Genomic DNA, 22,769 nt, shown 5'->3' on the forward strand with positions numbered 1-22,769 from the left:
CCCTGCGGTCCCGCCGGGCCGGCCTCCCCCGCCGGACCTGGTGTTCCCGGCTCTCCGGCAGGCCCCGGCGGACCCGCCTCCCCGCTCGGTCCTGGCATGCCGGGTGGCCCCGGTATGATCGAGGTGACCGTCGCGCCGATCGGCCCGGGCAGCCCCGGAGGGCCCTGCTGGCCGCATTCGGCGACGACGGCGCGGCGTTCCTGGCGCTCGGTGCGCAGGGTGACGATGCAGGTCGCGGGGTGATGGATGATCCGGAACTCGAACTGCCCCTTGCCGTCGGTGCGCCGCGCGAAACCGCCGTCGAGGGTGATCTCGATGTCGGGCTCGTCCGCCGACCCGAGCACCCAGAGTTCGCCTGCGGTGATCTTCGCAGCCTGGACCTGGATCTCGGCGCGTGCCGGCGTGCAGGCGAGCCCGATGGCCAGGAACAGACCCGAGGCGGCGGCCTTGAGCGATCGGTCGACCAGCATGGGGTTCTCGGTGGTTTTCGCGAAGGCCAGCTTGGCGCTTTCCCGCCGCGACCGGAAGCCACTTCGGGGCTCTGCGCACCGTTGCTTTCGGACCCCGTTCCGGGGCCGCAAGGTGGCGCGGATTTCATGCTCCCCGGCCTGATCACGGTATGCATCGTGCCGCATTCCAGGAAGCCTAGTCTTGCCCCATTGGGAACAGCGACATTCGCCCGGAGGTGTCGCGGAGTACGACGGTCGATGGCGTGGACTTTGTGCCCGCGATCGTGTTCCTGTTCTGCAACATGTAGTTGTTGCTACGTCTAGCCGGCCCGCGGCGCGTCCTTCGACAGACCGAGTTCCCGCTGTAGGGCGAATCCTGCTCGACGGAATGGTCCGACATCGTCCCGATCTGCTTCATGCGAGGCGGATCGACTGAAAAACCGCCAAAAACCGTCATGGCGAGGACTCGCGTTTTTCAGTGGGATGCGCGATCTTGTCACGTCCTCATCGATTACGTACGTAATATGATCGTGGGTACAATTCCCACATGAGCTCGAGCCAGTGCCGCGCTACTTCATCGACCTTCACACCGGAACCGAGCATGTGCGCGATACAGAGGGGTTCGACCTGCCCGATATCGACGCCGTGCGGCACAAGCTCCTGCGCATCATGACGACGATCGTCCGGGACCTTTCCGCCGATCTCGACCGCGAGGACTTCGTGGCCGCGGTGCGTGACGAGGCCGGCGCCTTCGTCATGCGCTCGCGCCTGACCCTGACGATGGAAGATGCCGAGTAGCGTCGTCGCGGCTCGCTGCGAGGTACCGCGCCTATTCGGCCTGCGTCCACGGCACGACGAGGGCCGCCACGATGATCGCGATCGCGGCAAAGCCCCAGGGGCCGGTCGTCGGAAGGCTTCCGATGATCGCGACCAACACCATCAGGAGCAGCACGGCGACGACAGGATACATGACGACAGAATCCTGGGCCGTTCTCGCCGGCCCGCTCCCGTTTGTCTCGAAACACTCGAGGCAGTCCGGCGGCGATACCGGCGGTTTGCGTCGAGTCCGTGGCGACGACAGCTGTCGGGGCCTACGGCCGCCCGCCATCACCCCATATCGACGCGACCGTTGCTTTGGGGGAACAGCCTTACCCCGTTGCGCATTTCGCCGGCATGGGCCACGGCAAACGCCGACGGGCGAGCGCGGGCGGGGAGGACGATGAAGCGACTTGAAGAGCTCAAGAGCGACGAGGCGTTTCGTCAATCGGTCATGGCGGTGAAGGGCGCGGCCAGCACCTTGAGCGGCCGGGCCATGACCCAGGCCGAGGCCGAATTCCTGGTGAGCATGGCGCTGGCCACCTTCGCCAATGCCGGCGGCCTCACCGAACAGAGCCTGAGCAAGCTCGCCCGCTTCGCCGGCAGGATCGGCCCGAACGAGAGCGTCGAAAGCCTCGTCAAGCACTGATGCCAGCGGCCTTGGACCGAGATCGGTCGAAGGCATCCGCCGCACGAGCAGCAGTGCGCGTTCGCGCGTGCCAACGGGTGAGTGCAGGATACTCGAAGCCAACCGGCCGTAGGTATGGGTCTGATACCGTTTTCGTTCGATCGGATCGGTATGCGGCAGGGCCCTCCCCCCCCTTTGGGGGAGGTGGCCGTGAAGCGGACGGAGGGGGCGCGGTATTGCCGGCATAGGTCCGGTGCTGCCCACTCCACCGCGCTGCGCGCGGTCCCCCTCGTCCAGGGGGCGAGGACAGGGACGGCAACCGCTTCAATCAACCAGAAACGGTATGACCGACCCTCAACGGTCGACGGACCCTTGCCGATGGACAGGCGGACCGCCGGGGGCCGCCTCAATGCCGATCGCTGCCCGTCCCGTTCTTTGTCGTCGTCTTGCCGTACCGCGCGTTGTACGCGTCGAGCCGCTTCAGCCGATCCGCGTTTTGCCTTCCGAGCCTGTCGCTCGTGTCCGAGAGGCTGCCGCACAGCGCGGCATAGGCCTTCTTGATTGCCTGAAACGGATTCATGATGCTCTCGTGCCGTGAAGGCGCGACAGGGCCTCGGTCATGGGCCGAGCGTCAACCGCGTCGCGATGCGGCATCGTTACGATGAGCGGTCCGGCGCGTCTCTCGCGACGTCTTCAGGCCGCACACCTTTGCGCGCCGACGAGCAGTGGACCTACGTCGCGATCGGCCTCGGCCTGCCCTCGTCGTCTATGGAGACGAAGATGAAGGTGGCCGCGGTGACCTTTTCGCGGACCTGCGTGCGGAAGCGGCGGGCCCAGGCCTCGACCGCGATGGTCATGGAGGTGCGGCCGACGCGGCTGATCTGCGTGTAGACGCAGAGCACGTCGCCGACACGCACGGGGCGGATGAAGGTCATCGCGTCGACGGCGACCGTGACGACTCGGCCCTGGGCCCGGTCGACCCCGGCAATGCCGCCGGCCTGGTCCATCTGCGACATGACCCAGCCGCCGAAGATGTCGCCGTTGGCGTTCGTGTCGGCGGGCATGGCGATGGTCCGCACGGTCAGCTCGCCTTTCGGTTCGGCCTCCGCAACCGCCTCATCCATCTGAGCTTTCCCCCGATTCGCGATTGCGGACGACTATGCGCCGCGCGCTCGGTGGGGTCCAGTTCGAAGGCGGTCGTGCGCTCTTAGAAGAAGCGCTCCTTGATGACGATGGTGTCGCCGGGCCGCACGGCGTAGCTCATCGGCACGATGCCGTTGACGAGACCGCCCTGGCCCTCGCGCGTCAGCACCGCGTAGTCGCGCGCCGCCCGAGGCCCGAAGCCGGCGGCGATGGCCACGGCCGTCTCGACGGTCATGCCGTTGACGTACTGGTACTGGCCCGAGGTCGTGACCTCGCCGAGGATGTAGAACGGCCGGTAGGCGTCGATCTCCACCGTGACGTGCGGCTCGCGCAGGAATCCGTTGGAGAGCTTGCTTTCGATGGCCTTCGCCGCCTGCGCCGTGGTCTGCCCGCCCACCTGAATGGTGCCGATCAGCGGCATGGCCACGCGGCCCGCCCCGTCCACGGCGTAGATGTTCGAGAGGTTGTCCTGGCCGAACACGATGATGCGCAGCTTGTCGCCCGCCGACAACGTGTAGCGCGCCGCGATCGAGCCGGTGCCGGTGGCATCGAGCTCGTTCGTGCGGAAGTTCGGACGCAGGCAGCCCCCGAGCGCCAACGTCGACGAGAGTGCCAGGATGAGAGCACGCCGGTTCATGAAACACGCCGTCGTAATGAAGTGACCGACCTCGCTGTACGTCGATATGGTTAAGGAAAGCTGACGTCCTGCATCCGCACACAAGCGCGGAACCGTACTTTAACCGTCAATAAACCATGGCCGGTCTTACTGGTGGAGAAGGCCCATCAGCCTGCCGAAGTCTTGCTTCGCGTAAAGACGATTGCCATGCCTCGCCGCACCTCGACCATCGACCCCTCGCCGCAGCTGTCGTACCCGCCATCTGCGCGGGACGGGCTGACGCTGTCGCAGGTGTTTCCGCTTCTCCGGCGGGCGTGGGCCTGGATCCTGATTCCGACGCTGCTGGTCGCGGTCGGCGCCGGCGTGTTCGTGCAGGTGGTCGCGCCCCGCTACACGGCCGAGGCCAAGATCCTTCTCGAGAGCCGCGACCCGTCCTTCGCCCGCACCACGACCGAGCGCGGCGAGCCGGCGCAGCCGATCGACGAGCAGGCGGTGGCGAGCCAGGTCCAGGTCGTGATGTCCCGCGACCTCGCCCGCGAGGCGGTCCGCCGGCTGAACCTCGTCGGCAATCCCGAATTCGATACGACGGTCGGCGAGGCCGGCCTGGTCCGCAGCCTCCTGATGATGGCCGGCCTCGGCAGGTCCAGCCTCGACGCCAAGCCCGAGGACCGCGTCCTCGAGACCTATTTCGAGCGGCTGTTGGTCTATCCAGCCGGCAAGTCGCGCATCCTGCAGGTCGAGTTCCGAGCGGGCGATCCCGAACTCGCCGCCAAGGCTGCCAACACGATCTCCGAACTCTACATCGCCTCGCTGGAAGCCGCGAAGGTCGACACGGCCCGCTACGCCTCGACCTGGCTCGGCACCAACATCGACGGTCTGCGCGCCCGCGTCGCCGAGGCCGAGGCGAAGGTCGACGCCTACCGCGTCAAGCACGGACTGATCGGGTCCGGCGCCGCCGGCTCCTCCCTGGGCGGCCAGCAGCTCGGCGAGCTGTCGAGCCAGCTCAGTCAGGCCCGCACCGTCAAGGCCGACCTGTCCGGCCGGGTGAAGATCCTCAAGGAGATGATCAAGGAGGGCCGCGCCTTCGAGATCCCCGACGTCGCCAACAACGACCTGATCCGCCGCACGGTCGAGAGCCGCATGACTCTGCGTGCGCAGCTCGCGCTGGAGCTGCGCACGCTGCTGCCGGCACATCCGCGGATCAAGGAGCTGACGGCGCAGGTCGACGACCTCGACAAGCAGATCAAGGCTGCCGCCGAGCGCATCGTGCGCACCCTGGAGAACGACGCCAAGATCGCCAGCGCCCGCGTCGACAGCCTGCAGGCGACGGTCCAGGGCCAGAGCGACGTGGTCGCCAAGGACAATTCCAGCGAGATCCAGCTCCGCGCCATGGAACGCGAGGCCAAGGTCCAGCGCGAGCAGCTCGAATCCTATCTCTCGCGCTACCGCGAGGCCTCGGCGCGCGATGCCGAGAGCGCCACGCCCGCCGACGCGCGCATCGTCTCGCGGGCCATGGTGCCCGAGCTTCCCTCCTTCCCGAAGAAGGTCCCGGTCGTCGGGTTCAGTACGGCGCTGGCCTTCATGTTGTCCGTCGCCGCAATCCTCGGCCGCCATCTGCTGGCGACGCCGGAGCCGCTCGACCGCCGCGACGGCGCCGACCGGTCCGAGCCTGTGCCCTCCGCGCGCATGGAGCCCCTGGCCGAGCGCATCGACTATCCGGAGCCGCTGCCGCCCGAGCAGCCGCCGCTGCGCGAGCCGCCCCACTTCGCGCCGGCTCATTTCGCGCCGGCCTATGCCGGCTTCGAGACGATGGTCACCGCGAATGCGACCCTGCCGCGGCTCGTTGCCGACAGCGGTAGCTCCCGCATGCCCGCCACGGCCGACGCCACGCCGAAGGCGGAACCCGGCCCCCTTGCTCACGAGGACGACCGCTTCGCGCTCCAGGCCCTGATCGACCGGCTCGGGACGGTGGCCGGCCAGGGCGGACGCTGCGTGCTCGTGGTCGAGACGACGGACCATGCCGCCGGGACCGACGGTCTCGCCGCCGGCCTCGTCCGCGTGCTCGCCGCCCAGGCGCCGACGCTCAGAGTCGACGTGAGCGGCAAGGCCACCGACCGCGGCGCTCCCGGCCTGACCGATCTCGTCGCTGGCGAGGCCGCGTTCCTCGACGTGATCCATCCGGTCGCCGGCTCGCGCCACCACGTCATCGGTGCGGGCCTCGCCGACCGCGCCGTCCTGCTCGACGAGCCGCATGGCCTCGCGATCGGCCTCAACGCCATGGCGCAGGCCTATGACTGGGTGATCTGCCGCCTCGCGATCACGGGCGAGCCGTCCGACGACCTGCTCACGGCGCTGTCGGCCTGCATGGATTCGGTGGTCATCGCCTCCGATGCCGAGCCGGACGATTCCGGGCTCGTTGCGCTCTACGCCCTCGCCACCGAGGCCGGCGCCGGTCAGGTGCTCGTCGCCCGCGATCCGGCGGCGGAGCCGGAGATGCAGCTTCGCCTCTCGGCCTGAACGATCAGGCCCGCCGCATCGCGCGCAGGCGGGTCGCCGCCCGCCACAGCCGCGGCGAGCGCTTGATCCGGCGCTTCAGGCCCGAGGCCGCATTCGCCGCGAGGGTGAAGAGGTGCCCGCGCAGGGTCACCGGGATCAGCACCTCCACGAGTTCGATCGTCTCGTCGCAGATGCTGGCCTTGTAGCGTGCCTCGCCCACGCCGAGGTCGAAGGCCCGGCGGCCGGCGCCGGTCTGCTGGCCGACCAGGTGATGCAGCAGCAGGTCGCCGGGGCTGAAGCGGCCGATCTCGGGATCGGAGTCGAACGAAGTCCACATCCCGCTGAAGCGGTCGCCGTTCACCGCGCCGCCGAAGGTCGCGAGAATCCGGCCGGTCTTCGTCGCGCTCAGGGCGTGAAGTTCGATGGCCGGACGGGCGTCGCCGCCGGCCGTGGCTTTAAGGCTCGTAGCATCGGCAATGAAGCGCCGCACGCCTTCGTCCGCGTAGGGGTCCGCGATGCCCATCGTGGCGAAGCGGGTGCGTTTCTGCGCGTGGAACGCCTTGAGAATCGCCGCGATGGAATCGGGCGTCGTGGCGGTGCCGTAAGCGACCGGCCCATGCGCTTCGACGAGCTTGCGCTCCTTGGCGCGCAGCTTCTTGCGGGCGTCGGCGCTGAAGGCGCGCTTCACGGTCGCCTCCGGGTCCGGGCCGAGCATCAGGCCGTAGGCGTCGCTGGCGCAGGGCCTGCCCCCGGCGCCGAGCGGGTTGGCGATGCCGTCCCAGAAGCGGGGCTGGTGATCGAGCGCGTAGGCGTCGATGCCCGCCGCGCGTCCGGCGCGCACGAGCGCGGCCTCAAGTTCCTCGGCCGACAGCCCCGCCGCCTGGCGCGAGGCGTAGAGCGGCATGTGGTAGTTCGCGTGCTTGGCCCCGATCACGCGGGCGACCGCGAGCCCGCGCATCCGCGAGACCTGCAGCGGCAGCAGCGCCAGCGGCCGGCCGGCCGCATCGCGCAGCACCATGATCCGCAGGGACTCCGCCGCCTGCGTCCCGGCGACGTAGGCCGCGACCCAGTCGAAGCGCTGATAGGGCGTCGCCACCGCGTCCGGCGCGGTTTCCAGGCCGCGCCAGAGGGTTTCGGCGCTCGCGAGATCGCGAAACACCTCGACCTTCAGCTGTCCGCGCATGCGGTCACGGATCATGTCCGCACCCGTGAGATCCTGTGCGAGACTCGCCATCGACCCGCCTCGAACCGCCGGCCAGACGCCGCTCCCGTTCGGATCGGGAATAGCCTGCGAGACCTGAACCGCCGATTGAGGAGACCCGGCCCGTGCTTCGCCGCCGCTGACGATCTCGGCGGATGGGTAACGAAAGCTTTTTCCCTCGGCCGCTATCCTCGCCTTCGGACGCATCCGTCTGCGGGGCTCATCGATGCTGTCGTCGTGCAACCGCCATCGGCTGTTCAGGGCGGCCTTCTCCGCCGTCGCCCTGACCGGGGCCGACCGTTGGCTCGCGCCGGCCGCCCGCGGCCGCGGCCTCATCCTGACCTTCCACCACGTCCGCCCGGAGCCGCCGGCGGCCTATGCGCCGAACGGGCTGCTCGCGATCACGCCGGACTTCCTCGACCGGACGCTCACGCTGCTGAAGGCGCGCGGCTTCGACCTGATCGGCCTCGACGCCGTGCCGGACCGTCTAAGCGCCCGCGATGCCAGGGCGCCGTTCGCCGTCCTGACCTTCGACGACGGCTATCGCGACAACGTCGAGTTCGCAGCGCCCGTGCTCGCCCGCCACCGCGCACCCTGGACGCTGTTCGTCACCAGCGATTTCGCGGAGGGACGCGGACGCCTGTGGTGGATCGAGCTGGAACGCGCCGTCGCGCGGCTCGACCGCGTGCGGCTGACGGCCGGCGACACGGGCGCAATCGCCCTCGACCTGCCGGCGCGGGACGCGGAGGAGAAGTCGGCGGCGTTCGAGGCCGTCTACCGCATCCTGCGTGCGGGGCCGGAGGCGCGGCTGCTCTCGGTGATCGCCGGGCTATGCACCGAAGCCGGATTCGCACCGGGCCGGATCGCCGAGGAGCTCTGCCTGTCCTGGCACGCGCTGCGCGCCCTCGCCGCCGACCCGGCGGTGACGATCGGCGCGCATACGCTGAGCCACCCGATGCTCGCGAAGCACGAACTGGACGTCGCCCGGCTTGAGATCGCCGGAAGCCGCACGCGGATCGCCACGGAACTCGGCCGCGAGATCCGCCACCTCTCCTATCCCGTCGGCGATCCGGCCTCCGCCGGCCGGCGCGAATTCGCCATCGCCGAAGGCCTCGGCTTCGCGACCGCCGTGACGACGCGGCCGGGCCATCTTTTCGCCGGGCATGCGGGGCATCTGCAGGCGCTGCCGCGGGTCTCGGTGAACGGCCTACACCAGACCGAAGCCGCGCTCGCGAGCCTGATCTCCGGCGTGCCGTTCCTGGCCTGGAACCGCGGCCGCCGCCTCAACGTCGCCTGACGTGGCTCTAGCGACGGCGGCGATGCCGCCGGCTGTGGCTCGATCCGCCCACGTCGAAGCTCGCGCTCTGGCGTCCGCCGGACCTCACGTAGCGGCCGCGCCGGCCGCGGCGCGGGCTCTCGTCGATCACGGGCTCCTCCAGCGCCGGCATGCCTGCGATGGCCGACGGCGTGGGCGGCGGCACGATCACGGGACTGCCGCCGCCGCCGGATCCATCGCCGCCGGCGACGTTCTTGGCCGCCGGGCCGAACATCGCGAGGCACTGGTTATAGGCGAGATCGTTCTTCAGCCGTTCGCATTCCCCGACCGAGCGGGGCGTGCCCTGGGCACAGGCGGCGGAAGCCAGCAGCGACAGAAGGCCGGCGGCGCTGAGAACGCGGATCGTCGATGTGGGCAGGCGTGGCATCGGGCGCAGTCGGCTCCGCGGCGTTGCGAGCGAGGATCGCGGCCTTCTGCGGGGGGAGTGCGGCGAAAAAAGGAGGATCAGGCAGGATCGTCCGGGCGCTCCATCCAGCGGATCAGCGGCATCAGCGGGAAGATCCAGGCGATGCCGAGGATCGAGTAGAGCAGCGTCTGCACCAGGGCCGGCGTCTCGGCGATGCGACTGTCGGCGAGCGCCATCGCCAGCGGCGCGTAGACGATCACGAAGGCCAGGATCGCGAAGGTCCCGACCAGGGAGCGGGTACGGCGGCGCATGAGGGTGTCCGAAGGCGAGGTCTCGAAGGCTCGATGTGGAGGCCACGCGTAAGCCGCCCATCCCCGGCTTGCAACGGACGCGATGTCCCTGCGGCGGCGACCGGCGTTGCCCGGTGGCCCCCGCCCGGCCTAAAGCACCGCGATGCGCCGGATCCTCCGGTGCGCCTCGATCCGAACGCCGCCGCCGAGCCCGCATGCCGTCCTCCCCTGCCCTGCCCGCCGGGACGCTTCCTCCGAAGGCCGCGGTTCGCCCGTACCGCCGCGCGGTACGGATCTGGCTCTACCTGCTGGCTTTCCTCGTCGTGGTGATGGTGGCGCTGGGTGGTGCGACCCGGCTGACGGGCTCGGGCCTGTCGATCACCGAATGGCGGCCGGTCACCGGCGCGGTCCCTCCGCTCTCGGCCGCCGACTGGGCGATGGAGTTCGAAAAATACCGCGGCACGCCGCAATACCGCATCCTCAACGAGGGCATGGGGATCGACTCCTTCAAGACGCTCTATTGGTGGGAATGGGGACACCGGCTGCTCGGACGGCTGCTCGGGCTCGCGTTCTTCCTGCCGCTGATCGTGTTCTGGGCGCGCGGCGCCCTCGACCGGCGCCTCGGTCTCGGCCTCGTGGCGCTCGGCGTCGTCGGCGCGTTCCAGGGGGCGATCGGCTGGATCATGGTCGCCTCGGGGCTGCAGCCCGGCATGACGGCGGTGGCGCCGCTGAAGCTCGCCCTGCACCTGACCACCGCGAGCGTGATCCTCGCCGGCCTGGTCTGGCTCGCGGCGGGCACCCGCGAGGGCGCGCTGACCCCCGCCCCGGCCCGCATCCGTGCGGGTGCCGTCGTCGTCATGCTGCTGGTACTCGTCCAGATCGGGCTCGGCGGTCTCGTCGCCGGCTCCCATGCGGGGCTCGCCTACAACACCTGGCCGACGATGAACGGCGATCTCGTGCCGCCGTTCGACGGCCTGTTCGCGGCGACGCCCTGGATCGAGAACTTCGTCGACAACGTCACGCTGGTGCAGTTCAACCATAGGCTCGTCGCGTATTGCTTGGTTCTCGTGGCGCTGCTCCATGCGCTCGACGCAAGGTTGAGCGATCCGGGGAGCGGCGCGGCGCGGCGCGCCACCGGCGTGGCCGTGCTGACGCTCGGCCAGATGGGGCTCGGCATCGCCACGCTGCTGCTGGCCGTCCCGCTCTGGGCGGCGCTGGCGCATCAGGTCTTCGCGATGGCGGTGCTGACCATGGCAACCGCCCATGCCCGGCTCAGCCGTGGCTCGGCCGGGGCGGCTACGACGATCCAGGCCCCGACGGTGCCGTTCGGCTTCGAGCAGCTGGCCGGCCGCGGTGCCTGAGGCGCGGCCGCCGGATCGGCCAAGCCGCTGCGATGGCTAGCAGATTCTTTCGCTGCAGCAGCCTCTGGGGTACGGCCGACTGGATCGCGGAGGATCCCGCCCGGCAGCATCTGCCCGAGGCGACCTATCGGCCGTGGTCGGCCGAGGCGCCGTGGGGCCTCTTTCCCGGCGCCGAGCCTGCTCCGCGAGAGGCGGCTGATGACGGTCCGTTCCTCTATGTCGGGCCGCTCGCGACGCATTACGGGCATTTCCTGATCAACACCCTGCCGCGGCTCTGGCCCCTGGTCTCCTGGCAGGGCCCCCTGCCCCGGATCCTCTGCCATGTCTCCGGCCCTCGGCAGGCCTTGGAGGAGCTGGCCTTCCTTCGTGCGATCCTGTGCCAGCTCGGGATAGACACGGCGGACGTCGTGTCGTTCGACAGGCCGCAGACCGTGCGCGACGTCGTGGTGCCCGAGCCGGCCCTGCGCGAACAGGCGGCGGTGCACGCGGTGTTCGCCGAGCTTTGCCGCACGATCGGCCGGCCGCTCTGGCGGGACGTGGCGGTCGATGCCGTGACGCGGCCGCTCTACCTGTCGAAGACGCGGCTGCGCGCGGGGGTGGCGCATGTGACTAACGAGGAGGCGATCGTCGCGGAACTGGAGCGCCGCGGCGTCGAGATCGCGTTTCCCGAGACGCTCGGCTTCGCCGAACAGGTGCGCCTGCTGAGCGGACGGCAGATCGTGATGGGAACGCTCGGCTCGGCCTTCCACACCTCGGCCTTCGCGGCGCCGGGCCGCCGCCTCGTCGGCCTGAACTGGCAGATCGCCGTCAACGCCAACTTCGCCCTGCTCGACCGCGTGAACGGGGCGCAGGCCCGGTATTACCACCCGCACGGCACCCTCTACGAGGAGGCCCCCGGCTGGCAGGTGGCCTGGACGGTGGCCGACCCGCGCGGCGTGGCCGAAGCGCTCCTGCGGCGGGCCGAGTGGCTCGATCGCGACGAACCGGACGACGCAGGCGTTCTCGCCGAGATGAGGCGCCGGGCGCTGAGACCGTTCCGTCGGCGCGGACCCTGACATCCCGCTTCGGGACATGCGGGCGGCACGGTCCATGCAGGATCGGCAACGATCGTGCTTCAGAAATGGACACTGATCAGGCTCAAGTCTCGCGGTGCACTAGACTGCATTGGTTCTTGCCGCGCCGCACAAATGTCTTGAGGTGACTACGCGTTCGAGTTTTGCCGGCCAAGAGTGGATCTCGGTATTTCCGCCATGGAACGACTTTGGCAGCCCAAGACTTATTGTCCAACGATCGATGAGGAGCCGCGGATGTTCCTGGCGGAAGATGGAAGGCCGCTCGCGCTGACCTGGCACTACACCCGCGAGGAGCTTCTCGCGGACGGGGCCGTGCATCTCATCGGGGTTGCGCTCGGCATCGCCGGGGCCGTCGCGCTCGTGGCGACGGCAACCTTCGCCCATCTCGGCTGGATGGAGCGGGCCTCGGTCCTGATCTACGCCGCGGCCCTCGTCTCGATGCTCGGTATTTCTGCCGCCTACAACATGTGGCCGGTCTCGCGCCGCAAGTGGATCCTGCGCCGGTTCGACCATGCCCTGATCTACCTGATGATCGCTGGCACCTACACGCCGCTCGTCGTCCTGGTCGGAAGCGGGCCCGTCGCCTGGGGCCTGCTGGCCGTGATCTGGACGATCGCCGCGATCGGCATCGCGCTCAAGCTGCTGATGCCGGGCCGCTGGGATCGCGTCTCGATCGCGCTCTACCTCATGCTCGGATGGAGCGGCGTGCTCGCCTACGAGTCGACCATCGCCGGCCTCTCGCCAGCGGCGATGTGGATGCTGGCCATCGGTGGCCTGCTCTATTCCTTCGGCGTGGTCTTCCACGTCTGGCGGAGCCTGCCCTTCCAGAACGCGATCTGGCACAGCTTCGTGCTGGCGGCCGCAGCCTGCCATTACGGCACGGTCATCACGAGCGTGATGGCTGCCGGCAACTGATCCGGTCAGGCCGATTCGAGGATCTGGCCGCCGGATACCCCCTCGGCGCCCGCTGCCCGGACGATGTCGCGGCAATATCGGCGCAGGGTCGGATCGCTGATCGCGAGAAACGCACGGGTCAGGTCGGCGATCTCCTCGGCGGATGCCGCGTCCGGCGGCGCGGAAGGGGAGCTCTCCTCGAAGAAGATCGCGACGGGCACGCCGAGTGTCAGCGCAAGACGTTCGAGAACCCGCATGGAGCGACCCACTTCACCTGAGTCGTCGCAAATGGGAAAGTGATTTTCAAGCAGATTTTGGTCCGTTTCGAAGGATTCGTTCGATACCGATGATGTCGTCATGGCCAGATGACTCCTGTCCCGGCGAGGTCGGCAGCATTTCATCCGCCGCTTACTTGCGATTCGTATTACGGATCGGCAAGATTGTTTGGCAAGCCGTCGGACTGCGTATGACCATTGCGGCAGGGTATGGACGAAACCAATCGCGGACACGTGCCGACGGTCTGCCGCGTATCCCCGCACGAGCCGGGGAGGATAAAAACAGCCGTCCGGACGAGCGCGTCGGCGTCAGAGCGTTTTCCGGCCAAGTAGGATACCGTTCGGTCGGACGGAAGCGCGGCAAGAAGAGACCTCGGATCGGATACCGTTCTGAGGGGCTAGAAGGTCAGGCCGGCGCGGCTTCGCTGCCCTCGCCGAGGCAGTCAAGTGCGCGTTCGAGAGCGCTGACGGCGTCGAGCAGATTCTGGACGGTCCGTTCCACCTCGACGGTCGGCCGGCCCATCAGCGCGGCGCGCTGGGCCAGATCCTCGACGCCGTCGAGGGCCGCGAACAGGTCGTCGGCGACCGAGACCACGTCGCAGCGGGCGCGCAGGGCGGTCGGCGCGGGACGGCGGAAGGGGACGACGTTGCTCATGGGCAGATTCTTCGCGAATTCGCCCCGGTTGCGCCATCCGTAGGCCGGCTTCCTCCACACGATTGCCGTGGTGTCATGGCCTCTGGGGCCGTCTTCCGTGCGGCGTGGTAATCCCGCAGTGTCCGCCCGACATCAGATCCAAGCGAAAGCGTTAGGGGATGATAGAGGGTTGCTTGACCGGAGCCGCTCGGGGCCGCACGTCAATGCCGGTGCAATCGGGTTCGCCGGACCGCAAATCCAAGGCTCACCCTTGCACGGCACCGGCATGACGGCCAGCGACCTGCAGAACTTGTTAACGGGAATCCACCGATGCGCCTGACCTTCCTCGCCGTTGCCGCCGCGCTCTCGGTCTGCACGCTCGCCGGCTGCAGCAGCTCGGGTTCCGGCCCCAGCGGCAGCGGCCTGGCCGAGAGCTTCAACATGGACAACTATCGCAGGTCGAGCGACACCAACGGCACCCAGACTCGCCCCGACGTGAACCGCCAGTTCACGCAGCCCTCAATCCCGTCGATCGTGAATCGCGGCAACTGAGCGCCGCGGCGCGGCTCGAACGGAGCACCGGATGAGCGTGTTTCCGATCGAGGAGGGCACGGGCGGTGCCGGGACCGGCTCCTATCTGCGCGGCCTGCTGACCCTGTCGAACGGCGAGATGCGCGGCGTCGAGGCCATCGCCCGGCTGACGCCGCGCGACGACGATGCGCCCAGGAGCGCGGCTTCGCAGCGCCTTCCGAGCTTTCTCGATACCGTGCGCAACGTCCTGCCGGCCGCCGCCCGTCTCCCGATGCCGGCCCGTCTCGCGGTCTCGACCGTGCGGGCCGGGCTCGGCGTGATCGAGGAAGGCTTCGCGCCGGCGGGGACCGCCCCGGTTTCCGTCGAGATCGCGTTCGGCGATGGAACCTCCCTCGTCGCGCGGATGGCGCCGGCCCTGATCGCCGCTCTTCGTCGCGACCGGGAGATCGCGCTCGGCGTCGTCGCCCGGGCCGGCCGCGCCGACATCGCCCCGCCGGCAGCGCCGCCGGACGACGGCGCGACGACCGAAGCGCTCACCTCGATCTTCCGCTACGAAAAGCGCAACGGCCGCCTGCGCCGTGTGGCCGAGCCGGATCCGTCCGCGAAGGATTGATCGACGGGGCTGCCGCGATCGTCCCCGTCACGGTTCAGTTCTTCGCCACCGCCTCGGCGAAGGCGCTCAGCCGGTTGCGCGCGTAGGTCGGCAGACCGGCGCTGATCGAGGTGCCGGTGTTGAACGACGAATTACCCATCAGCACCTGGACCGGCAGCAGGTTCTTCAGCACCGGCACGCGGGCATATTCCTGCTTGCGGTCGAGAACGTCCGCTTTCACCGCGAGCGCCATGTAGGTGGTGATCACCGACTTGCCCGGATCGTTCGGGGCCGGCTGCACCACGGCCAGGAACTTGCCGAAGCGCAGGATCTGGTTGACCCAGAAGATCGTCTGTTCGAGGCCGCCCGCCACCGGCGTGTCGATCCGCGTGAGCGTGCCAAGTCCCGCCGCCTCCCCGGGCGACAGCAGCCGCAGCTCGCTCTGGAACGAGACGAATTCGGCGACCTTCTTGGTTGAGCCGAGTTCGAGCTTGTTGGCGAGCTTCACCCCGAGCGGCAGCTTGCCTTCGAGGTCGTAGCGCGATTCCAGGCAGACCGTGTTCGCGGCCTCGCACCAGGGCCGGTCGGGGCGCTTGGCGAAGGCGGCGAGCGGGTCCTTGGTCGGCGTCACCTCCGCCGGGCTCAGCGCCTTGTGCCGGATCGCGCCGTCCATCTTCGAGACGAAATCGAGGGTCGCGTAGCGCGACAGGTCGATGGCGCCCGGGGGCTTGGGGACTACGAAACGGCCCTCGGCCACGTAGACCTTCAGGGTCTCGTGGCGCTGCTTCGTGACGCCGTTGAGGGTCACGCTGTAGTCGGGCTCGACATAACCGGGATAGGGCGAGAGCGCTGCCGCCTCGGCCGGCCGGGTCTTGAGCCAGTCGGCATAGGCGACGAGCCCGCTCTCGGGATTGGCCGAGGCCTTTTCCCGGTAGTCCGTGAACAGGATCGTGCCGGGCTTGAGCGTGGCGACGTCCGCCGGCTCCAGGCTCGCGACATCCTTCACGTTGGCGGCCGTCGCGGCAGGCGGCTGCAGCTTGACGCCGTCCTGGGCCGCGGCGGGCTCCGTCATCACGAGGGCGACGAGAAGGGTCGCCGAAAGCGGTTTCAGCACGTCGGATCCTCGAGCTGTGAAGAAGTACGGTTCGGCGTCGGCGTCAGTAGCGCGGGTCTTCGCCGAACAGATAGTCCGGGTCGCGACGGCGCGGGCGCTGGACGGCTTCGCCGTCATCCCCGAACGGCGAGGGCTGCGCCTGTCCGTAGCGGCTGCGGCCGGGCCAGTTCGGGTAGGGGTCGTAGCGCTGCGTGCGCCGCGCGGCGTAGGGGTCGCGCTCCTCGCCGCCGAACGGATCGAGCAGGTCGTCGCCGGCACGGCCGGCCCGGTTGCCGGCATCGTCGCCGGCCACGTCCGCGCCGTTCTCGGAATTGCCGAAGTCGCCATCCTCTGAATCGGGCCGCATGGCGTACATCGTCTCGCGCGGGACGAGGTTGAACTGGGTGTCCGCGACCTGGCCGTTCTTCCGGCGGAAATGTTCCAGAAAGCCGCCGCCGGCGATGCGCTGGCCGCTGCGCGGATCGATCGAGATGTCGGCGATCTGGCTCGCGGCCTCGGGGGACGGCGGGGCCAGGGCCGTGCGCGGCACCCCGTTGGCCCAGGCGGCCTGGAAGATCGCCTTGGCGACCGGCACCGAGACGTGGCCGCCGGTCTGGCCGCGGCCGAGCGTCTTGCGGATGCCGTCGGCGTTGTCGTAGCCGACCCAGACCACCACGGTGATCTCGTTGCTGAAGCCCGCGAACCAGGCGTCGTTCTCGTTCTCCGAGGTGCCGGTCTTGCCGGCGACGTAGGCCGAGATGCCCGAGAGCGCAGCCGCGGTGCCGTGCTGGGTCACGCCCTGCAGCATGGTCTTGAGCTGGTAGAAGGCGATGCGGTCGGCCGAGCCGATCCGCACCGGCGGCTTCTCCGGCCGGGTGAAGACCGCCTTGCCGTCCTGCTCCACCGATTCCAGCGCGTAGGCGCTCGGGCGGCCGCCCTCGTTGGCGATGGCCGCGTAGAAGCTCGCGAGGTCGATCATCCGCACCGGCTGCGCGCCGAGCACGAACGGGTAGTAGTTCTCGCACTCGGCGTAGAGCTGGGCTTCGAGCGCGATGTCGCAGACCCGCTTGAGGCTGGCCGGCGCCTTCTCCGCGATGCCGCCCTGCAGCAGGCGGGCGGTGACGAGGTTCTTGGAGAACTCGAGCCCGCGCCGCAGCGTCGTCGGGCCGGAGCCGCCGCCGTCGTAGTTCTTGGGTGACCAGGAATCCCCTGCCCCGCCGATCGGCGGCAGGGTGACGGGTGAGTCCATCACCAGGGTGTTGGGCTGAAGGCCGGCATTGAGCGCGGCGAGATAGGTCAACGGCTTCAGGGTCGAGCCGGGTTGGCGCACGGTCTGCGTCACCCGGTTGAGCTGGCTCAGCGGGTAGGAGAAGCCGCCGGTCATCGCCAGAATCTTGCCGGTACGGTTCTCCAGCACGATCGCGGCGCCCTGCACGGCCGGGCGGATGCGCAGCTGCGCGCGCGGCGTGCGGGAGGCGGGATCGGTCAGCTTCACCCGCACGGCGTCGTAGAGCTGCAGCCGCCCGCGGGCCGCACCGGCATCGAGGCTCGCGACGCGCCCGTCCGCGAGGCCGACCTTGGTGCCGGCTTTCCCTGTGGAGAGCACCACCGCCAGCGGCCAGTGCACGTCGTAGAGCATCGGCCGCGCCGCCTCGAGCGCACGCTGCCAGGCGGGCTTGGGACCGGCCGGTTTCGGGACCGGCGGCTGCTTGAGCGCGGCCCTCCTGCCGGGAGCCGGCTTCGCCTCGGGCACCGGCGCCGGTGCAGGCAGCAGGGCGGCTTCCGCGGTCGGCGGCGCGGCCTCGAGCTTCTTCACGGCCTCGGCGAGGCTCAGCTCCGGCCCGTCGTAGAACAGGCGGCCGGTGCCGCGCTCGTAGGCGGCGAGCCCGTCCTGAAGCGCGGCCTCGGTCGCGGTCTGCAGGCCGGCATTGACGGTGGAACGCACGGTGTAGGAGGCGCTGGTCAGGGATTCGAGGCCGGCGAAGGTCCGCGCCTCGCGGCCGAGATGCTCGACGAAGTAGAAGCCGGAATCGCGTCGCGCCGTCTCGACGGGCTTCGTGCCGAGATCGCTCTTCTGCGCCTCGGCCAGCTGCTCCTCGGTGATGACCCCGTCCTCCTTCATCCGGGAGAGGACGTAGCCGCGGCGCTCGCGGGCGCGGTCGGGGTATTTGTCGGGGCTGTAGTAGTTCGGGCCCTTGGGCAGGCCGGCGAGGAGGGCCGCCTCGGGCACCGTGAGCGTGCCGACCGATTTCCCGAACCAGCTGCGCGCCGCCATCTCGATGCCGTAAGCGCCGCGGCCGAGATAGATCCCGTTGAGGTAGAGTCCCAAGATCTGCGGCTTGGTCTGGATTTGCTCCAGCCGCGCCGCGACGATCATCTCGCGGATCTTGCGCTCGTAGGTGACGTCGTCGCCCACCGACAGGTTCTTGACCACCTGCTGCGTGATGGTCGAGCCGCCGGCCGGGCGGCCGGGCGAGGCGAGGTTGCCGATGAAGGCGCGGATCACGCCGCGCTCGTCGATGCCCTTGTGCTGGTAGAAGCGCTTGTCCTCCGCCGCGACGAAGGCCTTCTGCACCATCTCCGGCACCTCTGCGATCGGCACCACGCGCCGGCGCCCGTTCGCCTCGAAGGCCTCGGAATAGGGTTTGCCGGCGGCGTCGAGGATGATGCTCGCGCCGGGCAGCTTGGTGTCCCGCAGCGCTTCGGCCGTGGGCAGGTCCTTGACCGCGTTGTTGTAGAACTCGATCACCGCCCGCGCCTCGAACGGCGACTTGGCCGGGTTCTCGCCCTTGCAGAACTGCTTGTAGCTCGTGTTCAGCTCGGCCAGATCGAGCCCGTGCAGGATTTTGGGTGCGCTGTCTCCGGCGACGGTGGTCGGGTCCTCCATCGCCGTGCTGATGAGTTCGTCGAGGTTGATGTCCTCGATGTCGAAGCTTTTCCGCATGTGGGCGCAGCCGTCGCGCAGGATCTGCACGACCTGGTCGCCCTCGGTCGCGGGATCGAACTGCGTCTTGACCGCGTCCGGCCGCGTCGTGACCTGGCTGAGGGTCAGCGCGGTCGCGAACAGCTTGATCAGGATGGGGTTCATCGGGCGGCGGGCACCGGTGCAGGAACGCGACGACGGGCGAGGAACTTCCTACGCCCGGGCGTCTGAATACGCGCTGCACAACGCGGCTGATTTATGATGGAGGAGTTGTCCCCTCCCCCGCTCAGAAGCTCAGCTTCATCCCCGCCACGAAACTCCGCGGCGCGCCCGCATAGACCGAGCCCGTCGTCGCCGCGAGCACGGCGGCTCCATTCTGCAGGCCGGTCGCCGCGCCGATCGAGTTGGCCAGCGGGTTGGCCGAGGCGACGTAGGTCGTGTCGAAGACGTTGCGGACCTCGCCGTAGAGGTCGATCCTTTTTGCGTACCAGTCCGGCAGCAGGCTGGAATAGTGGACGTTGACGTTCACAATCGCGAAGCCCGGCACCTTCAGCAGGTTGGCGTTGTCGAGGAAGTAGCCGTCCTGCACCACCGTCTCGGCGAAGGCGCCGAGCCCGGCGAGCGGCCCGCTCGGGACGTCGTAGCCGATGCGGGCGAGGAGCTGGTGGGCGGGCACGCCGGGGATGGCGTTGCCGGCCCGGTCGAAGCGGGAGGTGCGGGTGCCGGCGCTGAGCTGCTCGACGTAGTCCGTGTAGATCTGATCGTCGAAAGTGTAGGCGAGCGTGCCGCGCCAGCCCTCGGCGAAGGCGTAAACCGCGCCCGCCTCGATGCCGCGATGCTCGGAGGCCGGGGCGTTGAAGGTGTAGCTGAGCAGCCCCGCGCCGGGGGATTGCGACAGTAGCTCGTTGCGGAAGAACTCGTAGAAGCCGGTGAGGCTGAAGCGCAGGCCCGCGACCGGGCTCCAGTCGGTGCCGAGGTCGAAGCCGAGATTCTCCTGGGTTTTCAGGTCGGTGTTGTTGCCCGGGATGCCGGCGGAGGTGACGAACAGGTTGCCGGCGCCGGGGGTGGTGTAGCCGGTGGCGACGCGTCCGCGGATGGCGAGGTCCGCGCTCGGCCGCCAGACCAGGGCGAGTTCCGGCGCGACGTTGAGGAAGCTGCGGTCCGCGGTCGACAGCGTGCGCGTCGTGCCCGCGGCCGAATAGGCGTAGGCGAGGTTTCGCCCGGTGATCCAGGTGTTCTCGGCACTGATGCCGACGACGCCGGTCCAGGCTTCCGAGAATGTCACCTCCGTGCGGGCGCGACCGCCGAGGTTCGATTGCTGCGAGAACTGGTCGCCGATGAGCGCGCCGAGGCGCGGGCCGGCGGCGGGGGCGAGGTTGAAGGTGGTGGCATGCGCGTCGAGGGCGTTGAAGCTGATCGCCGCATAGCTCAGCGCCGGGAGCCCGAAGACCTCGGAGCGGTGCGTGATGTCGCTCAGCATGTTGACCGACGGGATGCTGCCCCGGCCGGAACTGGTGAAGAACGGCTGATTGTAGTTGCGCTCGTCGTAGCCGACCTGCATGCGCCACGTCGTCTGAGCGTCGACATCGTGCTCCCAGCGCCCGGCGACGATGGTGCGCCGGTCCTTGCGCTCCAGCCCGACCTGGGCGGCGGTGACCGCCGCGGTGGGGCCGAAGGCTCCGTTGATCGGAAAATTGTAGGTCGTGCAGCCCGCGGCGGCCGTCGCCGCCGAAGCGCAGCCCCGCTGAAACGGATTGATGCGGTACTGGTCGAGGGACGAGCGCGCCGGAATGTCCGCGTGCAGCTCGTTGTCGATCACCTTCAGGGTGAAACGGTTGTCGGGCGTCGGCGTGTAGCTCGCCAACAGATTGATCGTCTGCGTGTCGTAGGAGCTGTGCTCCTGATAGCCGTTGCCGCGCACGTCGCTGGCGAACAGGCTGATCTCGACCGGCCCGCTGGCGGCGCCGACGGTGAAGTAGTTCGATAGGTAGCCGTAGCTGCCCGCATCCGTGCCGATCTCGTAGCCGTCGATCTCGCGCCCCGTGCGGGTCCGGAAAGCCAGTGCGCCGCCGGTGGCGTAATTGCCGAACAACGCCGATTGCGGGCCGCGGAAGACGTCGATGCGGGAATAGGCGCGCGGGTCGACCAGATCGAAGCGCGAGGCGCCGTCCGGCTGGGTCAGCACGAAGCCGTCCTCAAGCACCACGGTGTTCTTGGTCACGCCGGTGGAGCGGGCGTTGTTGCCGCGGATTGAAATCGTGACGTCGCGGCCGCCGTTGCCCTGGCGCACGGTGACGCCGGGGCTGTCGAGCAGAACCGAGCCGATGCTGGTGGCGGGGCGATTGGCGATGGCGCCGTCGCGGCCGACCGCCGTCACGATCTGGCCGACCGGGTTTTCGATGACGGGCGAGGCGGAGCCTGCCGGAGACGAGACGCCGAAGCCGCGGCCCTCGCCGGTGACGGAGACCTCTTCGAGGGTCACCTCGCCGGCCTCTTCAGCTTTAGCGGGCTGGCCGACAGCGAGACAGGCGAACGGAAGGGCGAGCGACAGCGCACGGGGCCAAGCCCTCGGCGAACGGGAAACACGCATGAAAAAGCTCGTCTGATCGGGAGGTGCGCAAGTGCGCAACGACCTCCGGGGCGTCGGGACAGGCGCGGATCAGGCGAGCGTGGGCGGGGCGCGCGGTTGCCCTGGGGGATGGTCGGGAGCGGAAAGCGGAGCCGGCGGCGGGATCGGCCAGGAGACGACGCGCCAGATCCCGGCCGGCAGCGCGACGGATGCGGGAACGGGCGGCAAGGGGATCGCGGCGAGGCCGGCGGTGCAGAGCGCGCACAGGCTGCAGCCCGCATGCTGCTCCGGTTCGGCCGGGCCGGCCTGATCGCCGGCCGGCATCCTGCTGCAGATCACGGTGCCGGCCAGGGGATCGGCCGAGGCGCCGAGCATGCGCAGGCCCACCACGGGCGCGAGCGCCTGGAGCCAGAGGGCGAAGAGGATCAGTCCCGCCCCGATGATGCCGCGATGCGTCACGGGCCTCTCTTCGACGATCCAGCGCGGATCGAACCCTTCCCGGATAGAAGCGCCGGTTTCCCTCCGCCAGGGCCGGCCGATGTCTCAGGTGGTTTCTGGTCGAGCGTGACCCCGGCGCCACAGGTCGTCACGTCGGGCGGAATTGTGTGGACCGGAACCCTCGCGGGTGCATCGCCAGGGCGATCCGGCTAAGGAGAGCCGTGGCGCCGGACGCGGCGCGAAATCGATCGGACGCCGATGACGGGAACGCTTCGCGCCGGGATCATCCCGGTCACGCCCTTCCAGCAGAACTGCACCCTGATCTGGGACGACGCGACCAAGGTCGGCGCGGTCGTCGATCCCGGCGGCGACCTCGACCGGATCGAGGCCGCGATCAAGGATCAGGGCATCACGATCGAAAAGATTCTTCTGACGCACGGCCATATCGACCATGCCGGCGGCGCGGCCGAACTCAAGGAGCGCCTGGGCGGCGTGCCGATCGAGGGGCCGCACCCGGCAGACCGGTTCCTGCTCGACAAGCTGCCGGAGACCGGCGCCGGTTACGGGATCGCGGGTGCCCGCGCGGTGACGCCGGATCGCTGGCTCGACGAGGGCGATCAGGTCACCGTCTCGGGCCTGACCTTCGACATCCTGCACGCGCCCGGCCACTCCCCCGGCAGCGTCGTGTTCATGAGCCGCGACGAACGGCTGGCGCTGGTCGGCGACGTGGTGTTCCAGGGCTCGGTCGGCCGCACGGATCTGCCCGGCGGCAACCACGAGCAGCTGATCCGGGCGATCCTCGAGAAGGTGCTGCCGCTCGGCGACGACGTCGCCTTCATTCCGGGTCACGGGCCGACGGGGACCCTCGGCCAGGAACGGCAGTCGAACCCGTTCCTTCAGGGTTGAGGGCGGCGACGACGCGGGGGGGCACGTTCCAATCCGTCATTGCGAGCGGCAGGCGAAGCAATCCAGGGCCAACTCACCGACCGTCGAGAGCGGGGCCCTGGATCGCTTCGCTACGCTCGCGATGACGGTGGCGGACCGCCAAAACCTATCCCCTGCCGG

Annotated in this window: 23 protein-coding genes and 1 pseudogene; 10 read left to right on the forward strand and 14 right to left on the reverse strand. The window is 69.3% G+C overall.

Annotated features, from left to right (window positions below; all coding sequences use genetic code 11):
* Window positions 1–470, reverse strand: a pseudogene (locus FV217_RS14940) (hypothetical protein); the annotation flags it as partial.
* 540 nt (window positions 471–1,010) lie between these two features.
* Here FV217_RS14940 and FV217_RS14945 point away from each other — a divergent pair.
* On the forward strand, window positions 1,011–1,247 hold the full coding sequence (locus FV217_RS14945) for a hypothetical protein (protein WP_147817972.1): 237 nt from the start codon (window positions 1,011–1,013) through the stop codon (window positions 1,245–1,247).
* 31 nt (window positions 1,248–1,278) lie between these two features.
* Here the strand turns inward: FV217_RS14945 and FV217_RS22930 are convergent, their stop codons facing one another.
* Window positions 1,279–1,419 carry a hypothetical protein gene (locus FV217_RS22930; protein ID WP_187272577.1) on the reverse strand — a complete coding sequence of 47 codons (141 nt, stop codon included), beginning with the start codon at window positions 1,417–1,419 and terminating at the stop codon, window positions 1,279–1,281.
* 249 nt (window positions 1,420–1,668) lie between these two features.
* On the opposite strand from FV217_RS22930, the gene FV217_RS14950 reads away from it, so the two are divergent.
* A complete protein-coding gene (locus FV217_RS14950; RefSeq protein WP_147817973.1) occupies window positions 1,669–1,914 on the forward strand; it encodes a hypothetical protein in 246 nt (81 codons plus the stop codon).
* Window positions 1,915–2,299: 385 nt separating this feature from the next.
* Here the strand turns inward: FV217_RS14950 and FV217_RS22935 are convergent, their stop codons facing one another.
* The 3 genes from FV217_RS22935 to FV217_RS14960 form a co-directional block, all read right to left on the reverse strand.
* The gene (locus FV217_RS22935) at window positions 2,300–2,473 is read right to left on the reverse strand and encodes a hypothetical protein (RefSeq protein WP_187272578.1); all 174 of its coding nucleotides are present in this window, start codon (window positions 2,471–2,473) and stop codon (window positions 2,300–2,302) included.
* Between the two features lie 151 nt (window positions 2,474–2,624).
* Entirely contained in the window at window positions 2,625–3,017 is a 393-nt protein-coding gene (locus FV217_RS14955) for an acyl-CoA thioesterase (RefSeq protein WP_147817974.1), read from the reverse strand.
* Window positions 3,018–3,100: 83 nt separating this feature from the next.
* Complete coding sequence (locus FV217_RS14960; RefSeq protein WP_147817975.1) at window positions 3,101–3,673, reverse strand: polysaccharide biosynthesis/export family protein; 573 nt, start codon at window positions 3,671–3,673, stop codon at window positions 3,101–3,103.
* A 186-nt stretch (window positions 3,674–3,859) separates the two neighbouring features.
* Between FV217_RS14960 and FV217_RS14965 the strand changes: the two genes are divergently transcribed.
* The gene (locus FV217_RS14965; RefSeq protein ID WP_147817976.1) at window positions 3,860–6,169 is read left to right on the forward strand and encodes a GumC family protein; all 2,310 of its coding nucleotides are present in this window, start codon (window positions 3,860–3,862) and stop codon (window positions 6,167–6,169) included.
* 4 nt (window positions 6,170–6,173) lie between these two features.
* On the opposite strand, the gene FV217_RS14970 is transcribed toward FV217_RS14965, so the two are convergent.
* Entirely contained in the window at window positions 6,174–7,382 is a 1,209-nt protein-coding gene (locus FV217_RS14970) for a GNAT family N-acetyltransferase (protein ID WP_147817977.1), read from the reverse strand.
* Between the two features lie 193 nt (window positions 7,383–7,575).
* On the opposite strand from FV217_RS14970, the gene FV217_RS14975 reads away from it, so the two are divergent.
* Window positions 7,576–8,646 (forward strand): polysaccharide deacetylase family protein, encoded by a 1,071-nt coding sequence (locus tag FV217_RS14975; RefSeq protein WP_147817978.1) that lies wholly within the window; start codon window positions 7,576–7,578, stop codon window positions 8,644–8,646.
* A gap of 7 nt (window positions 8,647–8,653) precedes the next feature.
* On the opposite strand, the gene FV217_RS14980 is transcribed toward FV217_RS14975, so the two are convergent.
* Window positions 8,654–9,052 (reverse strand): hypothetical protein, encoded by a 399-nt coding sequence (locus tag FV217_RS14980; RefSeq protein WP_147817979.1) that lies wholly within the window; start codon window positions 9,050–9,052, stop codon window positions 8,654–8,656.
* A gap of 77 nt (window positions 9,053–9,129) precedes the next feature.
* On the reverse strand, window positions 9,130–9,342 hold the full coding sequence (locus FV217_RS14985) for a DUF2842 domain-containing protein (protein ID WP_147817980.1): 213 nt from the start codon (window positions 9,340–9,342) through the stop codon (window positions 9,130–9,132).
* A 194-nt stretch (window positions 9,343–9,536) separates the two neighbouring features.
* On the opposite strand from FV217_RS14985, the gene FV217_RS14990 reads away from it, so the two are divergent.
* The 3 genes from FV217_RS14990 to FV217_RS15000 all read left to right on the forward strand — a co-directional run bounded on the left by FV217_RS14990 (window position 9,537) and on the right by FV217_RS15000 (window position 12,670).
* A complete protein-coding gene (locus FV217_RS14990; protein WP_147817981.1) occupies window positions 9,537–10,682 on the forward strand; it encodes a COX15/CtaA family protein in 1,146 nt (381 codons plus the stop codon).
* 32 nt (window positions 10,683–10,714) lie between these two features.
* Window positions 10,715–11,737 carry a glycosyltransferase family 61 protein gene (locus tag FV217_RS14995; RefSeq protein ID WP_147817982.1) on the forward strand — a complete coding sequence of 341 codons (1,023 nt, stop codon included), beginning with the start codon at window positions 10,715–10,717 and terminating at the stop codon, window positions 11,735–11,737.
* Between the two features lie 252 nt (window positions 11,738–11,989).
* Window positions 11,990–12,670 carry a hemolysin III family protein gene (locus FV217_RS15000; protein ID WP_147817983.1) on the forward strand — a complete coding sequence of 227 codons (681 nt, stop codon included), beginning with the start codon at window positions 11,990–11,992 and terminating at the stop codon, window positions 12,668–12,670.
* Window positions 12,671–12,675: 5 nt separating this feature from the next.
* Here FV217_RS15000 and FV217_RS15005 read toward each other — a convergent pair whose 3' ends face one another.
* Both FV217_RS15005 and FV217_RS15010 read right to left on the reverse strand, forming a co-directional pair.
* Window positions 12,676–13,008, reverse strand: a complete 333-nt coding sequence (locus FV217_RS15005; RefSeq protein ID WP_147817984.1) for a hypothetical protein — start codon at window positions 13,006–13,008, stop codon at window positions 12,676–12,678.
* A 322-nt stretch (window positions 13,009–13,330) separates the two neighbouring features.
* Window positions 13,331–13,579: a hypothetical protein gene (locus tag FV217_RS15010; RefSeq protein WP_147817985.1), complete on the reverse strand. Its 249-nt coding sequence runs from the start codon at window positions 13,577–13,579 to the stop codon at window positions 13,331–13,333.
* A gap of 309 nt (window positions 13,580–13,888) precedes the next feature.
* Between FV217_RS15010 and FV217_RS15015 the strand changes: the two genes are divergently transcribed.
* Window positions 13,889–14,110, forward strand: coding sequence for a hypothetical protein (locus FV217_RS15015; protein ID WP_147817986.1), 222 nt, complete (start codon window positions 13,889–13,891; stop codon window positions 14,108–14,110).
* Between the two features lie 31 nt (window positions 14,111–14,141).
* The gene (locus FV217_RS15020; protein WP_147817987.1) at window positions 14,142–14,702 is read left to right on the forward strand and encodes a hypothetical protein; all 561 of its coding nucleotides are present in this window, start codon (window positions 14,142–14,144) and stop codon (window positions 14,700–14,702) included.
* Window positions 14,703–14,736: 34 nt separating this feature from the next.
* On the opposite strand, the gene FV217_RS15025 is transcribed toward FV217_RS15020, so the two are convergent.
* The 4 genes from FV217_RS15025 to FV217_RS15040 all read right to left on the reverse strand — a co-directional run bounded on the left by FV217_RS15025 (window position 14,737) and on the right by FV217_RS15040 (window position 21,725).
* The gene (locus tag FV217_RS15025; protein WP_147817995.1) at window positions 14,737–15,753 is read right to left on the reverse strand and encodes a hypothetical protein; all 1,017 of its coding nucleotides are present in this window, start codon (window positions 15,751–15,753) and stop codon (window positions 14,737–14,739) included.
* Between the two features lie 85 nt (window positions 15,754–15,838).
* Window positions 15,839–18,862, reverse strand: a complete 3,024-nt coding sequence (locus tag FV217_RS15030; RefSeq protein WP_147817988.1) for a transglycosylase domain-containing protein — start codon at window positions 18,860–18,862, stop codon at window positions 15,839–15,841.
* Window positions 18,863–18,983: 121 nt separating this feature from the next.
* Window positions 18,984–21,287 carry a TonB-dependent receptor gene (locus tag FV217_RS15035; protein WP_147817989.1) on the reverse strand — a complete coding sequence of 768 codons (2,304 nt, stop codon included), beginning with the start codon at window positions 21,285–21,287 and terminating at the stop codon, window positions 18,984–18,986.
* Window positions 21,288–21,356: 69 nt separating this feature from the next.
* A complete protein-coding gene (locus tag FV217_RS15040) occupies window positions 21,357–21,725 on the reverse strand; it encodes a DUF2946 family protein (RefSeq protein ID WP_187272579.1) in 369 nt (122 codons plus the stop codon).
* Between the two features lie 237 nt (window positions 21,726–21,962).
* Here FV217_RS15040 and FV217_RS15045 point away from each other — a divergent pair, with 237 nt between their 5' ends.
* The gene (locus tag FV217_RS15045; RefSeq protein ID WP_147817991.1) at window positions 21,963–22,610 is read left to right on the forward strand and encodes an MBL fold metallo-hydrolase; all 648 of its coding nucleotides are present in this window, start codon (window positions 21,963–21,965) and stop codon (window positions 22,608–22,610) included.
* Window positions 22,611–22,769: the final 159 nt, after the last annotated feature.

It is taken from the genome of Methylobacterium sp. WL9, assembly GCF_008040035.1.
Taxonomy (GTDB): domain Bacteria; phylum Pseudomonadota; class Alphaproteobacteria; order Rhizobiales; family Beijerinckiaceae; genus Methylobacterium; species Methylobacterium thuringiense.